The organism is Sneathiella glossodoripedis JCM 23214 (genome assembly GCF_000616095.1).
In the GTDB taxonomy this organism is placed as follows: domain Bacteria; phylum Pseudomonadota; class Alphaproteobacteria; order Sneathiellales; family Sneathiellaceae; genus Sneathiella; species Sneathiella glossodoripedis.
Map to the genome: position 1 here is coordinate 1,221,442 of NZ_BAMS01000001.1, position 16,056 is coordinate 1,237,497.

A 16,056-nucleotide genomic window follows, 5' to 3' on the forward strand; every position below is an offset into this window, starting at 1 on the left:
AGCTCTGGAAAGAAAATCGAGTAATCGATTTCACCGAAGGGGTAAGCAAAGACAGCTTATATCTGTTTTTGTCAAATCTCTCAGGTCCATAAGACAGAGGGGGTGTCTCCTGAAACAGTTCGGGAGGCTGAACCGTATTGTGGATTGAGAGACATATGAACGAATCCTCACAGACAAAGCGCACGGCGCTTTACGATTTGCATTTGGAATTGGGCGGGAAAATTGTGCCCTTTGCGGGCTATGATATGCCGGTTCAATATCCGGACGGTATCATGAAAGAGCATTTACATACTCGCGAAAATGCGGGTTTGTTTGATGTATCCCACATGGGGCAGGTGGTTATTAGTGGCGCCAACCCAGCAACCTCTATCGAAAAGCTCGTTCCGGGTGACATTCAGTCCTTAAAAGCTGGCGAAATGCGCTACAGTTTCCTCACAAACGAAGCTGGCGGGATCCTTGACGATTTAATTATCACGCAACGAGGCAATGATCTGTTTGTTGTGGTTAATGCAGGTTGTAAAGATCAGGATATTGCACTGTTTAAGGAAAAGCTGGCTGGAGAAGCGGAAGTCATCGTTCTCGATGACAGAGCGCTAGTGGCTATTCAAGGACCAAAGGCGGCGTCGGTTCTGGCAAGATATAATCCAGATGTGGCGACGATGCCATTTATGACTTACAGAGAGCTGGAAATAGCAGGTGTGCCCTGCTTTGTAACACGTTCAGGCTATACTGGAGAGGATGGGTATGAAATATCGATCCCCAATGATCAGGCAGTGTCGCTGTGCAAGCAGTTGTTGGCTGGGAGTGAGGTTGCTCCGATTGGCCTGGGTGCGAGAGACTCTCTTCGCCTGGAGGCTGGCTTATGTTTGTACGGATATGACTTGAACGAGAACACAACTCCTGTATCCGCTGGCCTCCTGTGGGCAATTAGTAAGCGTCGCAGGGAGGAGGGGGGATTTCCGGGGGAGAAAGTCATTCTCGAGGAGATTGCCAACAAACCAAAAATGAAGCGCGTCGGTATTTTGCCCGAAGGGCGTGCGCCAGCTCGCGAACATACAGAAATTGCGGATATGGATGGTAATATTGTCGGTGAAGTGACCTCTGGTGGTTTCGCGCCAACATTGCAGGCCCCTGTCGCAATGGGTTATGTGCCGCTTGAGCTGTCAAAACCAGATACACCACTTCAGCTGATGGTTCGCGGAAAAGCGCGTGCCGCCAAAGTGGTGAAAATGCCATTTGTTGAACAACGCTATTACCGGGGCTGAAAGCCCCTTTTATGATTGGGAAAATTGTTATGAGCATCAAATATACGAAAGATCATGAATGGGTCACTGTTGAAGATGACATTGCGACTGTCGGCGTTAGCGTTTATGCGCAGGAGCAATTGGGAGATGTGGTTTTTGTCGAAGTTCCGGAAGTGGGCCGCACATTGGACAAAGGCGATGAGCTGGCTGTTGTCGAAAGTGTGAAAGCCGCTTCAGAAGTATATGCGCCGATTGGCGGCGAAGTGTTGGAAGTCAATAATGATCTGGAAGACAATCCATCACAGGTCAATGAAGATGCACAAGGTTCTGGCTGGTTCGCAAAAGTTAAAATATCCGATGCGTCCGAACTTGACGATTTGATGGATGAAGCTGCTTATAAAGAATATACAGAAGGTCTTGCCTAATGAGATACATGCCGCATACCGCCGAAGAGCGTGCGGAAATGCTGAAAAAAATAGGGGTTTCTTCTGTAGACGAGCTGTTTGTTGACATCCCTGAAGAAGCCCGTCTGAACGACCTGTTGGATCTGCCGACACATGCGCCAGAAATGGTTGTTGAGAAAAAAATGCAGGCTTATGGGCTTAAGAACCTGTCGCCTGCCGAGGTTCCCTCATTCTTGGGAGCAGGGGCTTACCGTCACCATGTCCCAACAGTCGTGGATCATCTGGTTCAGCGTTCCGAATTTTTGACAGCTTATACACCCTATCAGCCTGAAATCAGTCAGGGAACCTTGCAGGCCCTGTTTGAATTCCAAACACAGGTTGCCATGATTACCGGGATGGATGTGGCAAATGCGTCCATGTATGACGGTGCAACAGCCTGCGCTGAAGCGGTATTGATGTCGTGCCGGGCTACCCGACGTAAAAAGGCCATTTTATCAGGAAACCTGCATCCGCATTACCGCGAAGTCACAGAAACGACTGTGCAGTACACCGAGTTCAAGGTGAACTCCAAGTCTCCTGTTGTTGAGGGTCCTGAAGATTTTAGTGAAGAGCTGGATCAGGAAATAGCCTGTGTCGTTGTCCAAAATCCAGACTTTTTTGGCCGATTGCAGGATCTGGCTGAGCTGGCAGAAAAATGCCATGAAGTAGGTGCATTGCTTGTCGTTGTCGTGACTGAAGTTGTCTCACTTGGGGCAATTAAATCACCTGGCGAAATGGGCGCCGATATCGTCGTCGGTGAGGGGCAATCAATTGGTGTGCCTCTGTCATATGGCGGACCGTATGTTGGTCTGTTCGCGACAAAGCAGAAATATGTTCGGCAAATGCCCGGCCGGCTTTGCGGTGAAACAGTAGATCAGGAAGGCAAACGTGGGTATGTCCTCACCTTGTCAACTCGGGAACAGCATATTCGCCGGGAAAAAGCCACGAGCAACATCTGCACAAATGCCGGTTTATGTTCTCTTGCCTTTAGTATTCACATGAGCCTCTTGGGGGAGACCGGCTTTAAAAAGCTGGCCATGCTCAATCATGGGGAAGCTGTGGCGGCTTCTGAGAAAATTGACGCGATTGAAGGTGTTCGGGTTGTGAACGAGACCTTCTTCAATGAGTTCACCGTGGAGTTGCCGGTTAAGGCCGAACAGGCTGTTGAAAGACTGGCGGAGCGGAATATTTTGGGCGGCATCCCGGTTTCAAGGTTGCTTCCTGAGCATGCAGAATTTGATAATTTACTTCTTGTGACCGTGACGGAAACAAATACGGAAGAAGAAGTAGATCAGCTCGTTGACGCCTTAAAGGAGATTGCCAATGCTTAATAATGTTGGACGTCCTACCCGACCAGATGCGGCAAATCATGATGACCTGTTGATGGAAGAAACATTTACGGGGAATAAGGCTCTCAATCTTGAAACACCGCTGATTTTTGAACAGGGTGTTAAAGGGCGAATTGGCGTTGATATGGCTGAGCCGCGGGCAATTAAAAACCGCCTGGGTGGCTTGGAGAAAAGTGAAGATATAGGCTTGCCTGACTTATCCGAACCACAAGTGCTACGCCACTATGTGCGTTTGAGCCGCCAGAATTACTCAATTGATGCAGGTTTTTATCCTCTTGGTTCCTGTACCATGAAGCACAATCCGCGCATTAATGAGAAATCGGCACGGATGAAAGGTCTTGGTGATATTCACCCTTTGCAACCCGTTAGTACGGTTCAGGGTGCGCTGGAACTTATTGATGATCTGGCCCATTGGCTAAAAACCATAACCGGAATGCCCGCCGTGGCTATGTCACCGGCTGCAGGTGCGCATGGTGAGCTTTGCGGCGTAATGGCTATTAAAGCCGCTCATGATGCCAAGGGAGAGAATAGAAGCATTATTCTGGTGCCTGAATCAGCTCATGGTACCAACCCCGCCACTGCGGCTCTTTGTGGGTATAAGGTTCAATCCGTTCCTGCACGAAAAGATGGACGCATGGATATTGAGGCGTTTGAAGCTGCACTAAGCCCTGAAGTGGCTGGCGTTATGCTGACAAATCCGAATACCTGCGGTCTTTTTGAAAATGAAATTAAAAAAATCGCAGAGCTCATTCATAGGGTTGGTGGATACTTCTATTGTGATGGTGCAAATCTGAACGCAATTCTGGGTCGTACCCGTCCGGGTGATCTGGGTGTGGATGCGATGCATATCAATCTGCACAAGACATTTTCCACGCCGCATGGGGGAGGTGGCCCCGGATCAGGGCCGGTCGTGCTCTCCGAAGCTTTAGCGCCATTTGCGCCTGTTCCATACGTTGTGAAAAGCGATGAGGGATATAGCTTGCAGGAAAATGTTACCGGATCTGCAGGCAAAAGCTTTGGCCGTATGAAAACCTTCCATGGTCAGATGGGAATGTTCATCCGGGCAATGGCTTACATGTTAAGCCACGGCTCTGACGGGCTTCGCCAAATTGCCGAAGATGCGGTCCTTAATGCAAATTATGTAAGGGTCGGGTTGAACGATTTGCTTCACTCTCCATTTGATGGAATTTGTATGCATGAAGCTCTGTTTGACGATAGCACATTGAAGAATACCGGTGTGACCACGCTGGATATTGCTAAAGCAATGATCGACGAGGGTTATCATCCAATGACCATGTATTTCCCGCTCGTGGTTCACGGAGCCATGTTGATTGAGCCGACAGAGAGTGAGACAAAGGAAACACTGGATCTGTTTATTGGCAGTATGCGTCACCTGATTGAGAAGGCGCAAAAAGGTAATGATCCAGACTTCTTCACTCAGGCTCCTAAATATTCCCCTAGACGTCGTCTGGATGAAACTGCAGCGGCACGCAAGCCGGTGCTGCGTTGGAGTAAAGAAAATGCGGCCTGATTAACTCACCGCCTGAAAACACCTGAAATGAGCCCCGCATATGTGCGGGGCTTTTTTTATGAGGAGCGGAATAGTTTTCACGAGTGACATGACAAGGCATAAAAAAACCCCGCTAGGTTTCATACCTCAGCGGGGTTGATTTTTTGACGGGAACACCGAATTTAGTTCAATTGGGAACCCAGATCCTTGATAGATTGGTCAATGAGCGCACCAGCTTCTTTTGCCTTGAGGTTATCTTTCATCAGCTTTTCAGCAGCTGCGATTGAAACCTCTACGGCGATGCTCTGAACTTCTGCCAGAGCTTTCTCTTCAGCTTGGCGGATTTTAGCTTCGGCCAGTTCCTGACGGCGTTTCAGGGTAGCCTGAAGCTCCGCTTCACTTTCCTTGCGGATGATCTCAGCATCTTCCTTTGCCTTGGCGACGATTTCTTCGGCGGTTGCCAAAGCATCTCGTTGACGGCGCTGGTAATCAGCAAACATAGCCTGCGCATCTTCGCGCAGTTTTTGTGCTTCATCCAGTTCGCTCTTGATGCGATCTGCCCGTTCATCCAGCATTTTCGCCAGCATGGCCGGTACTTTGAAGTAAAGGACAACAGCGATGAAAGCGATGAATGCGACTGCTACCCAAAATGTTGCGTCAAATTGCATCACGCCCGTCCTTTCGCTGCGGCTTCAACAGCGGCTTCAACCTCTTTATCCGCCACATCGGCAGAAATCAGTTTGGCTACTGTTGCTTGGCAGCATCGCCAGCAATAGAGCGTACATTTGCCAGTGCTGCTTCTTTAGCTGAGGCAATACTGGCTTCTGCTGCTTTTGCTTTTTCGGCAAGTTTGGCTTCAAGATCGGCCTGGCTGGCAGCCTGCTCTTTGGCGAGTTCTGATTTAAGTTCAGTCACCATACCATGAGCTTTTGAGCGAGCTTCTTCCAGTGCAGCTTCATATTCCGCTTTTGCCTTGTCGGATTCTTCACTCAAGCGTTTGGCTTCATCCAAATCCCGGGCAATTCGGTCTTGTCGGCTTTCCAGAACCTCAGAGATGCGTGGCACAGCAACCTTAGCCATCATGATATAAAGTATCACGAAGCTGATCGCGAGCCACACAAGCTGTGGCGGAAAGTCTGCAATATTTAATTGCGGCATAACCGTTCCTAAATCCTAGTGTTCAAGTCGTCTTTAACTTTAAGGAGTTAAAGAGATTAAACGAAGAGGATGATCAGAGCGATAACCAGTGCGAACAGAGCCACAGCTTCAGTCAGAGCAAAGCCAAGCAGAACGTTACCAAATACTTTTGGTGCTGCAGCTGGATTGCGAAGTGAGCCTGAGATGTAAGAACCGAAAATGTTACCAAGACCAAGGCCAACACCAGCAAGGGCGATAGTTGCAAGGCCGGCACCAATCATTCTAGCGGCTTCTAATTCCATGATATTCTTCCTTCTTTAAACAAGAACAACGTAATCGTTTGAAAAATTAGTGATGCAGATGAATTGCATCGTTCAGGTAAAGGCAAGACAGGATTGCGAATACATAGGCCTGCAGGAATGCAACCAGGAATTCGAGGCCTGTCAGGCCTACGATAAAGGTGAGTGGCAACCAGCCGCCCAACCAACCAAGTCCAACCACGAACGCGCCAAACACTTTCAGTAGCGCATGGCCGGCAAGCATATTTGCAAACAGACGAACTGAAAGGCTGATGGGGCGGACAAAGTAGGAAATCACTTCAATTGGAACCAGTATCGGCATCAGAAATACCGGTACTCCGCTGGGTGCGAACAATGTAAGGAACTTAACACCGTGGCGCAGGATACCAACAATTGTGACGAGAATGAATACAGTTAGCGCCAACGCAAAAGTAACCACGATATGGCTGGTGACTGTAAAGCTGTAGGGAATCATCCCGATCAGGTTCGCAAACAGAACGAACATGAAAACGGAAAAAATGAAAGGGAAGAACTTGCGTCCCTCAGACCCGACATTTTCCTTAAGCATGTTGGCAATAAATTCGTAGGAAAGTTCAGCAATCGACTGCATGCGACCCGGTACCATGGCACGGCCACGCATACTGAATGTCAAAAAGAGTGTAATTGCTGCGATTACGATGAGCATAAACAGCGAGGAGTTGGTGAAGGAAACATCGACTCCGCCAATATTCATTTCAACCAAACGCTTGATTTGGAATTGCCCCATCGGTCGATTACGAGTCCCTGACCTTCTGCCACGATACTTAATCCCGCTTGACTAGTTTCACACAAAAGGAAGCGTATACGCTTCCTTCAATCTTCAAAATCTTCTGGGTTCATTGCCCTGGCCACTTTATAAACGTTGTATACGCCAACGATCATGCCCAAAACAGCAAACACCAACAAAAATATCGGTTTTGTGTCCAAAAAACCATCCAGCCACCAACCGAAACCACCACATACCAGAAAAGCTGCTATTATCTCAACAGACAATCGCCAGGCTCTTCCTGCTGCGCCAGCTTTCTCGACCTTAAGGCGTCCATCCCATGAAGAATCGTCATGTTTCTGGCGTGCCTTTTCAAGCCGAGCTTTAAATTCTTTCTTTGAGTCCGGGTCGGAATTAGTCATTTTCGTTCCGTTCACGGAAAATTAAGAACATCCAATTCCCCCTACTCAAAGCGCGGGAAACATACGGTCTGCCTACAGCAGTGTCAAGTTACAAACGACAGCTTTTGCTGCTCATTTCCAGAATAGCTGAATCAGTGTCAAAATCTTACTTCTGAGGTCATTAAACCGTCTCGTCAGTCATGAGCTGCGCACGTGTTAAATCAACGGATACAAGCTGCGAGATTCCGCGCTCCGCCATTGTGACGCCAAACAGACGATCCATACGTGCCATTGTTATCGGGTGATGGGTAACAACCAGAAAACGGGTGTCAGAATCTTTTGAAAGCCGGTCAAGAAGATTACATAGACGTTCAACATTTACGTCATCTAGCGGTGCATCAACCTCATCCAGCACACAAATCGGAGCTGGATTCGTTAAAAACACAGCAAACAGAAGGGCAACTGCCGTGAGAGCCTGTTCTCCACCTGATAAAAGTGACATGAGCTGTAAACGTTTGCCCGGTGGGCTCGCCATAATTTCAAGTCCGGCGGCTAACGGATCTTCTGACTCCGTAAGCTTGAGATGTGCGTACCCGCCACCAAATACTTGTTTGAACAATTCCTGGAAATGACTGTCCACTTTTTTAAACGCCTCGAGCAAGCGCTCTCGCCCTTCTTTGTTCAGGCTCGCAATGCCTTGTCTTAAGCGTGCAATGGCGGCTTCCAGATCGGCTCTTTCTTCCAAAAGTGTGCTGAGTTGTTCATCAACTTCCTGCGCTTCTATTTCAGCGCGTAAATTAACAGGGCCCATGCCGTCCCGTTCTTTTTTTAATCTTTCAACTTTTCTTTCACTGACATCAATGGGCGGAATTTCCTCTGTCTCTTCAATTCCGCCAGCCACTTTGATGTTTTCCGGCTGACATTCAAGTTTTTCGAATATCTGGCCGGCGAGTGATTTTAGAACATCAGCGGTATGTTCTACATCTGCTTGATGGCGGACGCGTTCTTCACGGCATGTTGCCAGGGCTTCTTGCGCTTGCCGTAATGCTGCATCACATTGCGCAAGAACTGATTCTGCTTCGCTGACCTGATCACGAATGGATTTTCTGGCGGATTCCGCTCGGGCGATTTCGTCCATCAGCTCCCCGCGCAGGCGTTGCAGTTCGCTGGGCTTGTTTTCAAGTTCTTTCAGCTCTTCTTCGGTTGTAGAGAATCGGATTTCCAATTGAGCGAAGTGATCTGCCATTCCGCTACTGCGTCTGATCCAGTTTTCTCTCTCTTGTGTTGCCGATTTAATTCGATCGTTCCGAATTGCCGAAGTCCGTATGATTTGATCATGCTCTGCGCGCTTCGCTGCCAAATCTTCACGCCGATGACGCAATTCACTTCGCAATTTTTCGATATCCGCCTGTTCCGAGCCAAGATCGCTCAGGCTTGTTCGCTTTTGCTTCAATTCTTCGAGCTTTGCGCAAGTGCTGTTAATGTCATCTTTAAGAGATGCAGCTTGTTCTTCGAGAACCTGAAGGCGGGATGTTTTAGCGGCGTTTTCTCTTTGCTGCTCTGCTTGTTTTGCACGGAGTCTGGTTAATTCTGTCTCTTGTGCACGTCGTTTAAGGCGCAAGTCCTTTTCTTCATTTCGAAGTTTTTGAATTAATTTTTCGCACTCTGCCAAAGCCAGCTTGCGCACATTCGCGGCAATTTCAAGTTCGCTTAATTTTGTTTCGAGCTCGGACAGTTTGTTTTTTTGCTCCAGCCTTACGGTCGCAGCAGATTTTATGTCTGCTTTTTGACAGTATCCATCCCATCGAAACAGCGCTCCCTCTTTGGTTACGGCTCTTTGGCCCTGCTTTAGCTGTTTTATGATGTTTTCAGCATCTGAGGCGTCGATAATAGCGACTTGTGAAAGACGGAGTTCCAGTGCTTTCACACCTGAAACAAACTGGTTTAATGTTTCGGTTGTGCCTTCAAATGCGGACGCACCCTGTTCGGTTGTTATATTACTCCAATATGTGGGGGCATCAGGATCGCAGGGAGCGTTTAATTCATCACCAAGTGCAGCTCCTAACGCGGCTTCATATCCCTTTTGAACCTTCAGTTCCTCGATCACATTGGTCCATTCTCCAACCTCATCATTTTGTAGAATGGCTCTAATCGCGCGAATCTCGGCGTTAAGAGTCGTTACCTCTTTCTCGACGGACTGCAATTGAACTCTGGCGTCTCGTTCAGCTAATTCAGCATTATTTTTCTGTTGTTCAACACGCTCAAGTTCATCCGTCACTGCCTGATGCTCGGCTAACGCTGTTTGTAACTCATTGGCTACCGAATCCTGTTTCGTCAACTGATCCAGACTGTTCTGAACGACCAGTAATTCTTTGCGGTTCCCTTCTTCCTTGCTACGTAGCCTTTGTAAATCCTGCTCTGTGGAGGCCAATTGCTGCGCAAGGCTGCCATGTTCTGCACGGCTGGCCGCCAGCTCTTCTGTTTTTGTGTCAAGCTGACCTTGTAACTCGCGAATGGCTGTTTGCTTTTCCTCAATATCCTTGGAAAGGATGGCCAGTTTTGGGGCGTCATCCTCTGCGCTGATTGTTAATTTCTCTATTTCCGCGCCTAATTGTTCGATGGCCTCAGCAGCTTCCTGCTCGAGGCTTTTTTCACGTTTCATATCACTGGAAATCTGATTTTTTCGATCTTCCAGCTGTTTCTGTGCCCTAGCAAGTCGATCCTCTTCAGCGCTGAGCTGTTCTTTTTGCAAGACAAGTTTGTTCAGTTTGGCTGCAGCAGCGGCATCTGCATCGCGAAGAGGCGTTAAAGCTTCTGAAGCCTTGAGGCTGGCGTTTTGCGCAAGTGCGACCTGGCGCGTGAGTTCCGCAACAGCATCCGATGCTTCTTTTAGTTTGTCTTTGGCAGCCTGTTCATTGGCTGCCGCGACTTCATATTTGCGGTATAAAAGCATCGCTTCAGCTTTTCGAATATGGCTGGATATATTTCGGTACCGTGTTGCCTGCCGTGCTTGGCGTTTAAGACTGGCGAGTTGTACTTCAAGCTGGCCAGATACATCATCTACTCTTTCCAGATTGGTTTCAGCAGCTTTAAGGCGGAGTTCCGCTTCATGGCGCCTAGAGTGCAAGCCAGATATACCAGCTGCCTCTTCTAGTAAATGCCGACGATCTTTTGGTTTTGCATTGATAAGTGAGCCAACGCGCCCTTGACTGACAATTGCTGTTGAATGAGCGCCGGTTGCCATATCGGCAAAAAGTAATTGGACATCGCGGGCCCGCATGACCTTACCATTGATGCGGTAGTCCGAGCCGGCTTCACGTCGTATGCGACGGGTAATATCCAGCTCGGTGCTATCATTATAGGCAGGTGGAGCAGCTCGGTCACTATTGTCCAGTCCGAGGGTGACTTCCGCCATATTTCGCGGTGGTCGGCTTGTGGTGCCCGCGAAGATGACGTCATCCATTGCACCGCCGCGCATGTTTTTAGCCGATGTTTCACCCATAACCCAACGGAGTGCTTCCACCAGATTGGATTTACCACACCCGTTGGGGCCAACGATGCCTGTGAGGCCGTCTTTAATCAATAATTCTGTCGGCTCAACAAATGATTTGAAACCAGACAGGCGTAATTGAGAAAATTTCACGGCCCCTCCATCGTCATTACATCAGGCCTTTGAGATATTCGTCGAACGCTTCATAGGACGCGCTGTCACCGTCGAAGCGTTCTCCATTTATGAAGATTGTCGGTGTTGCTGTGACGTCATATTCGTTGGCCGCAACCATACGGTCCATCAATATCCGCTCCCCAAGTTTCTCATCCTGAAGTGCAGCTTCAAACTTCGCAGCAGGAACACCAACAAGTTTGGCGATGTCTTTAAGCGCCGCAATCACATCCGGAGCAGAGGCCCATTGATTGAGGCGTGAATACAGAATTTTTAGCGTTGGGAAAAATCGTTTTTCGCCAGCAGTATGGGCCAAAACAGCCGCATGATAGGCGTTCTGATCCCACGGAAAATCACGATAGACAAGGTATGCTTTGCCAGTATCGATATAGTTTTCCTGTAACTGAGGCATCACTTCATTATGAAAATTAGCGCAATGCGGACAGGTCAATGAAGCGTATTCGATGATTGCAATAGGAGCGTTTCTATCGCCAAGAACATTGTCATCTTCGCGGATAGCCATGACATCAGCGCGCGCAGATTTGGCTGCAAACAATGAGGATGTCGCGAAGGCAAGTGGTGAGAGACCTGCTGCAGATACAAAATGTCGACGAGATATGTTCAATTTTCTGTCTTTCATACTAGATGTTGTGTGATTATATAATTTCATTTGTGATTCCTCAAATATTTCTGATCAATCAAATTGTGTTGACCTAATATATTGATTTTTCATGATTTTAAGCGCTGGCTATGGCTTGCACGAGTAATGATTTTACTGCCCAGAGCAAATAATTTTTCCTTCAGCTCTTCGTCGGTTACGTCATTCAAAGTCTCTTTCAGCCATGCTTCCTGCTCTGAACTTAGAGGCAGATTTAAAGGTTTTCTGCTGTTTTCTGCGGTTTTGACAGGTGCCTGTATCAATTGCAGACGGGCGACCGCTCGATATCCGAAGAAACTATTGATTCGCTCAATAATCAAAGGTTCAAATTGTTGGAACTCGGGCGCAAACCCAGGGGATACGCGCACTTTTAAAGTTGCTTCGTGGTTTTTGCTACGCCCGTAGTTAAGTCTCTCAGGGCTGGAAACATTTGCAAGAGTTGGGCCTACAATATTTTTCCACTTTGACAATATATCAGCTTGGGCAAAACCACGCTTTATAAGCGCTGCCTTAGTGGATTTGGCGACAAACTTGCCAATTGCCTGCGGTCCGGTTTTTTTTGCAAATTTCCTCAAGGTTCAAGATTTCTCTTTAATAGATTGATTGATCCATGTGATATAAAAACAGCAATCTTCAAAAGCATGTTCTATTTACGGTTAGATGACCAGTCACAATTTCGAGTATTCACGTTTTCCTGAACAGATTCTTCAGTGGTATGATCAGAACGGTCGAGAGCTCCCGTGGCGCCAAAAAGGCGGGCAATATGCCGATCCTTACCATGTTTGGCTAAGCGAAATCATGCTCCAACAGACAACTGTTGCAACTGTGACATCCTACTTTGAAAAGTTCCTCCATAATTGGCCAACCGTGAGAGATCTTGCGTTGGCCCCGTTAGATGATGTTCTGACAGCTTGGGCTGGGTTGGGGTATTATGCCCGTGCCCGCAATCTTCATAAATGTGCTGGGGTAGTTTGGCATAAATATGGCGGCGAATTTCCAAATACAGAAGAAGCATTGCTTGATTTGCCAGGAATAGGCCCCTACACCGCTGCCGCGATCGCCGCGATCGCTTTTGATAAACCTTGCGTTGTGATTGATGGAAATATCGAACGGATTATTTGCAGGGTTTTTCAGTTGGAAGAGACGCTGCCCGCTGGTCGACCTGCTATCAAAAACCATGCGGCCAAAGTTACCCCCATAGAGCGATCCGGAGATTATGCGCAGGCCCTGATGGATATCGGATCTTCGATCTGCCGACCAAAGCGTCCTGATTGCGCGAGTTGCCCGGTCGGAGATCTTTGTTCCGTAAAAGACAGCGGATTGGCGGAACATTACCCAAAGAAAGCCCCCAAAAAAGCCAAGCCAACAAAGGGCGCTGTTGTTGTCTGGATAGAAGATGCTGATGGTCGCGTCCTTATGCGTAGAAGGGAGGAAAAAGGATTGTTGGGAGGCATGATGGAGTTCCCTTCAACCGAATGGACTGAAAAAGCACATGCAAGCCCCGCCGAATTAGGTGATTTGCTAAATTCCCTGGGGGGCGAGGATCAATTGAATGATTGCGGTTCAGCCCCGGAAGTCAAACACACATTCACGCATTTTCATCTAAAGCTATTGCCTCGTATTTATCGTTTATACGAGCGAGATAGCATTCAATCTAACCATCTAAGCTGGATTGAGAAAGACAAGCTTGATCAATTTGCTCTTCCAACATTAATGAAAAAAGTTGCCCGCTCAGTGCTAAGCGGGCAAAACGAATTGAAGTTGTAGGTCCTTAGAGGCCAGGGGCGACAAATTCCTTTTGGGATACAAATCCATCCTTGTTCACGTCCAGTTGGTTAAAACGTTTCTCACCAACTGTGAAGAACTCTTCAGGCGTTAATTTTGTATCCCCATTTTTGTCTGCTTCAGCATATTCATCTGTTACTTTGACTTTCGCACCGGGATTTGCCACTGCGCTGCGAAGGTTTTTTGCCTGAACATACTCTTCAAATTCCACCAGGCCATCGCTGTTGCCATCGAGCGAATAGAAATAGCGCTGGCGATAATCATGAGCTTCTTCACGGGACACCATATTGTCGGCGTTGCGATCGATGCCGATAAATTGCGAGGGCATAAAACCCCAAGCAGCGCTGGTAGCACTCACCGACAAAATCGTCGCAACAGCAATAGAATATATTTTCATTGGAACCCCCTTTGATCTTGTGGAAAGGGGTGTTCCCTTTCCTAGTTCATTTCAGATCTGACTTGTTGGCGAAGAACATCAATTGAAACTGATTGTCCTTCGGCGTCAAAATGCCAGAATGTCCATCCGTTACATGTACTTGAACCTTGAAGCTGCGCGCCAACCTTGTGGATTGAACCTGTGATATCGGAAGCTACGAGGCTGCCATCAGCACGAACCCTCGCCTTATAACGTTTGCGACTGTCATGCAAAACCTGACCTGCTGATAGCAATCCGCGTTCGACAACCGAACCAAATGGTACACGCGGTTCCTGTCTTTTTCCCTTTGTGTACTCCAGATCTTCTTTGGCCAGCTTTTGAACCTTGCTGATCCGTTTGGTTGCAACTTCGATATATTTACTTTCGCGTTCGATACCTATGTAGTTACGACCAAGTCGTTTTGCAACCGCACCAGTTGTACCAGAACCAAAAAAAGGATCTAAAATCACATCACCGGGCTTGGAGGCAGCCGTTAGGACTCGATAAAGAAGTGCTTCGGGTTTTTGCGTCGTGTGTGCTTTTTCACCATCAATTTTTAGGCGTTCTCCACCGCTGCAGATCGGAAGATGCCAATCCGAGCGCATTTGCACATCATCGTTCATGACTTTGAGGGCGTCATAATTAAAGGTAATGTTTTTCGCGTTCTGATCTTTTGAGCACCAGATCAGTGTTTCGTGCGCGTTTGTGAAACGTGTCCCGCGAAAGTTGGGCATTGGATTTGATTTGCGCCAAATTACGTCATTCAACACCCAATATCCCAAATCCTGCAATGTTGTTCCTACGCGAAAAATATTGTGATAGGAGCCAATAACCCAGATTGTTCCGTTGTCTTTAAGCACACGCTTTGCCGCTTTCAGCCAATCATGCGTAAAACGGTCATATGCGCGGAAGCTTTCAAACTGATCCCAGTCATCATCCACTGCGTCAACGCGGCTATCGTCGGGCCGGCGAAGTTCGCCAGATAGCTGCATGTTGTACGGAGGATCAGCGAAGATCATATCAACAGAGTTTTCAGGAAGACTGTTCATTAACTCTACGCAGTCGCCTTGAAGAATTTTGTTCAGTGGCAGTTTTTTCATGTCAATCAATGCAATTGTTATATCGGTTGCTTTGGGGACAATTTTGATTCTGCCGATTCCCTGCGTCAATAATTTTGTGGAATCAGTGAGTTATGGCGTACTGTTAATTTTGAGACTCATGAACTTTCCAGCATTTTACGAATGGGCGCGAAGCTTCGCCTATGTAGTGGTGTGACACCGTGTTCTAACAAGCCCTTGCGATGTTCGGCAGTGCCGTAACCGGAATTTCGCTCCCAACCGTAGTGCGGATAGCGTTCTGCATAGACTGACATTTTCCGATCGCGTGTCACTTTTGCAACAATGGATGCTGCTGAAATCGAGAAAGACTTTGAGTCTCCCTTAACTATAAGTTGTGTTGAGGAGTGAATTTGGGGATCTCTGTTGCCATCTATGAGTAAATGATCTGGTTTTTTGGGCAAGTTTTCGACAGCTCTTTGCATAGCCAGAAAAGTTGCCTGCAGGATGTTAAGTTCATCAATTTCAGCGGGGCTTGCCTCTCCAAGCCCCACCTGAGCTGTGTTCCTGATCTGGTCAAATAGGCTTTCCCGCTTCTTTTTTGACAGCGTTTTACTGTCAGCAAGGCCTTCTGGAATGTTATCCCGGTCAAGTATAACTGCAGCTGCGATGACGGGGCCCGCAAATGGTCCCCGTCCAACTTCATCTACGCCAGCAACTGTTCCTATCAGATTTTCTTCATAGGTAAAGTCGGGCGTCATTTTCATCGAGGGGCTCGTCCCATGCTGAAGAATTCATCGTTGGGGCGCATGGAGGTGAGGTTTGCCATTCTGTTGCTAAGACCAAAAAAAGCAGTAATTGCGCCGATATCCCAAATGTCTTCGTCGTTAAAGCCATGGGCATACATCATTTCAAAGTCGTCTTCATTAATGGTATGAGCTGCATTTGAGACGAGTAGTGCGAAGTCAAGCATGGCTTTCTGTCGATCAGTTATATCTGCCTTATGATAATTACCTGCAATCTGATCCGCGATTAATGGCTCTTTCGCATAAATACGCAGCAATGCTCCATGCGCGACAACGCAGTACAGGCAATTATTATCAGCGGAAGTTGCGACAATAATCATCTCCTTCTCAGCCTTTGTCAGGTTTGAGCCGTCACGCATCATAATTGCATCATGATAATTGAAGAACGCTCTCAGCTCTTCGGGGCGATGAGCCAAGGTGAGAAACACATTGGGAATGAAGCCTGCTTTTTCTTGAACACCCAAGATCATTTCTTTGAGGTCTTCTGGGAGGTCAAGAACGTCTGGAATTGGATAGCGGCTTATTTTTTTATCTGTCATCTGTTTTTC

At 47.7% G+C, this 16,056-nt stretch carries 17 protein-coding genes and 1 riboswitch; of the genes, 5 read left to right on the forward strand and 12 right to left on the reverse strand.

The window, feature by feature from the left end; genetic code table 11:
• Positions 1-2: 2 nt before the first annotated feature.
• Positions 3-99: riboswitch (glycine riboswitch) on the forward strand.
• Between the two features lie 56 nt (positions 100-155).
• The 4 genes from gcvT to gcvPB are packed head-to-tail and all read left to right on the forward strand — an operon-like array spanning position 156 to position 4,567.
• Positions 156-1,265 (forward strand): glycine cleavage system aminomethyltransferase GcvT, encoded by a 1,110-nt coding sequence (gcvT, locus tag JCM23214_RS06095; RefSeq protein WP_025898174.1) that lies wholly within the window; start codon positions 156-158, stop codon positions 1,263-1,265.
• 29 nt (positions 1,266-1,294) lie between these two features.
• A complete protein-coding gene (gene gcvH, locus JCM23214_RS06100; RefSeq protein ID WP_025898175.1) occupies positions 1,295-1,669 on the forward strand; it encodes a glycine cleavage system protein GcvH in 375 nt (124 codons plus the stop codon).
• A complete protein-coding gene (gene gcvPA / locus JCM23214_RS06105; protein ID WP_025898176.1) occupies positions 1,669-3,018 on the forward strand; it encodes an aminomethyl-transferring glycine dehydrogenase subunit GcvPA in 1,350 nt (449 codons plus the stop codon). The genes gcvH and gcvPA overlap by 1 nt, the downstream gene beginning before the upstream one ends.
• Positions 3,011-4,567: an aminomethyl-transferring glycine dehydrogenase subunit GcvPB gene (gene gcvPB / locus JCM23214_RS06110; RefSeq protein WP_025898177.1), complete on the forward strand. Its 1,557-nt coding sequence runs from the start codon at positions 3,011-3,013 to the stop codon at positions 4,565-4,567. Before gcvPA ends, gcvPB begins: the two co-directional genes overlap by 8 nt.
• A gap of 161 nt (positions 4,568-4,728) precedes the next feature.
• Here the strand turns inward: gcvPB and JCM23214_RS06115 are convergent, their stop codons facing one another.
• The 8 genes from JCM23214_RS06115 to JCM23214_RS06150 all read right to left on the reverse strand — a co-directional run bounded on the left by JCM23214_RS06115 (position 4,729) and on the right by JCM23214_RS06150 (position 12,022).
• Positions 4,729-5,214 carry a F0F1 ATP synthase subunit B family protein gene (locus JCM23214_RS06115; protein WP_025898178.1) on the reverse strand — a complete coding sequence of 162 codons (486 nt, stop codon included), beginning with the start codon at positions 5,212-5,214 and terminating at the stop codon, positions 4,729-4,731.
• A gap of 76 nt (positions 5,215-5,290) precedes the next feature.
• Entirely contained in the window at positions 5,291-5,704 is a 414-nt protein-coding gene (locus tag JCM23214_RS19400) for a F0F1 ATP synthase subunit B family protein (protein ID WP_051548047.1), read from the reverse strand.
• A gap of 56 nt (positions 5,705-5,760) precedes the next feature.
• Positions 5,761-5,985, reverse strand: coding sequence for a F0F1 ATP synthase subunit C (locus JCM23214_RS06125; RefSeq protein ID WP_025898179.1), 225 nt, complete (start codon positions 5,983-5,985; stop codon positions 5,761-5,763).
• Positions 5,986-6,031: 46 nt separating this feature from the next.
• Complete coding sequence (locus tag JCM23214_RS06130) at positions 6,032-6,748, reverse strand: F0F1 ATP synthase subunit A (RefSeq protein WP_025898180.1); 717 nt, start codon at positions 6,746-6,748, stop codon at positions 6,032-6,034.
• Positions 6,749-6,834: 86 nt separating this feature from the next.
• Positions 6,835-7,149: an AtpZ/AtpI family protein gene (locus tag JCM23214_RS06135; RefSeq protein ID WP_025898181.1), complete on the reverse strand. Its 315-nt coding sequence runs from the start codon at positions 7,147-7,149 to the stop codon at positions 6,835-6,837.
• Between the two features lie 160 nt (positions 7,150-7,309).
• Entirely contained in the window at positions 7,310-10,771 is a 3,462-nt protein-coding gene (gene smc / locus JCM23214_RS06140; RefSeq protein ID WP_025898182.1) for a chromosome segregation protein SMC, read from the reverse strand.
• 16 nt (positions 10,772-10,787) lie between these two features.
• Positions 10,788-11,459: a DsbA family protein gene (locus JCM23214_RS06145; RefSeq protein ID WP_037492613.1), complete on the reverse strand. Its 672-nt coding sequence runs from the start codon at positions 11,457-11,459 to the stop codon at positions 10,788-10,790.
• A 59-nt stretch (positions 11,460-11,518) separates the two neighbouring features.
• Entirely contained in the window at positions 11,519-12,022 is a 504-nt protein-coding gene (locus tag JCM23214_RS06150; protein ID WP_025898184.1) for a DUF721 domain-containing protein, read from the reverse strand.
• A gap of 85 nt (positions 12,023-12,107) precedes the next feature.
• On the opposite strand from JCM23214_RS06150, the gene mutY reads away from it, so the two are divergent.
• Complete coding sequence (gene mutY, locus JCM23214_RS06155) at positions 12,108-13,214, forward strand: A/G-specific adenine glycosylase (RefSeq protein WP_025898185.1); 1,107 nt, start codon at positions 12,108-12,110, stop codon at positions 13,212-13,214.
• Between the two features lie 4 nt (positions 13,215-13,218).
• On the opposite strand, the gene JCM23214_RS06160 is transcribed toward mutY, so the two are convergent.
• The 4 genes from JCM23214_RS06160 to JCM23214_RS19405 form a co-directional block, all read right to left on the reverse strand.
• On the reverse strand, positions 13,219-13,629 hold the full coding sequence (locus JCM23214_RS06160) for an EF-hand domain-containing protein (protein WP_025898186.1): 411 nt from the start codon (positions 13,627-13,629) through the stop codon (positions 13,219-13,221).
• Between the two features lie 41 nt (positions 13,630-13,670).
• A complete protein-coding gene (locus JCM23214_RS06165; RefSeq protein WP_025898187.1) occupies positions 13,671-14,747 on the reverse strand; it encodes a site-specific DNA-methyltransferase in 1,077 nt (358 codons plus the stop codon).
• A gap of 116 nt (positions 14,748-14,863) precedes the next feature.
• The gene (gene rnhB / locus JCM23214_RS06170; protein ID WP_037492615.1) at positions 14,864-15,469 is read right to left on the reverse strand and encodes a ribonuclease HII; all 606 of its coding nucleotides are present in this window, start codon (positions 15,467-15,469) and stop codon (positions 14,864-14,866) included.
• Positions 15,466-16,047, reverse strand: a complete 582-nt coding sequence (locus tag JCM23214_RS19405; protein ID WP_037492980.1) for a peroxidase-related enzyme — start codon at positions 16,045-16,047, stop codon at positions 15,466-15,468. Before JCM23214_RS19405 ends, rnhB begins: the two co-directional genes overlap by 4 nt.
• Positions 16,048-16,056 lie beyond the last annotated feature (9 nt).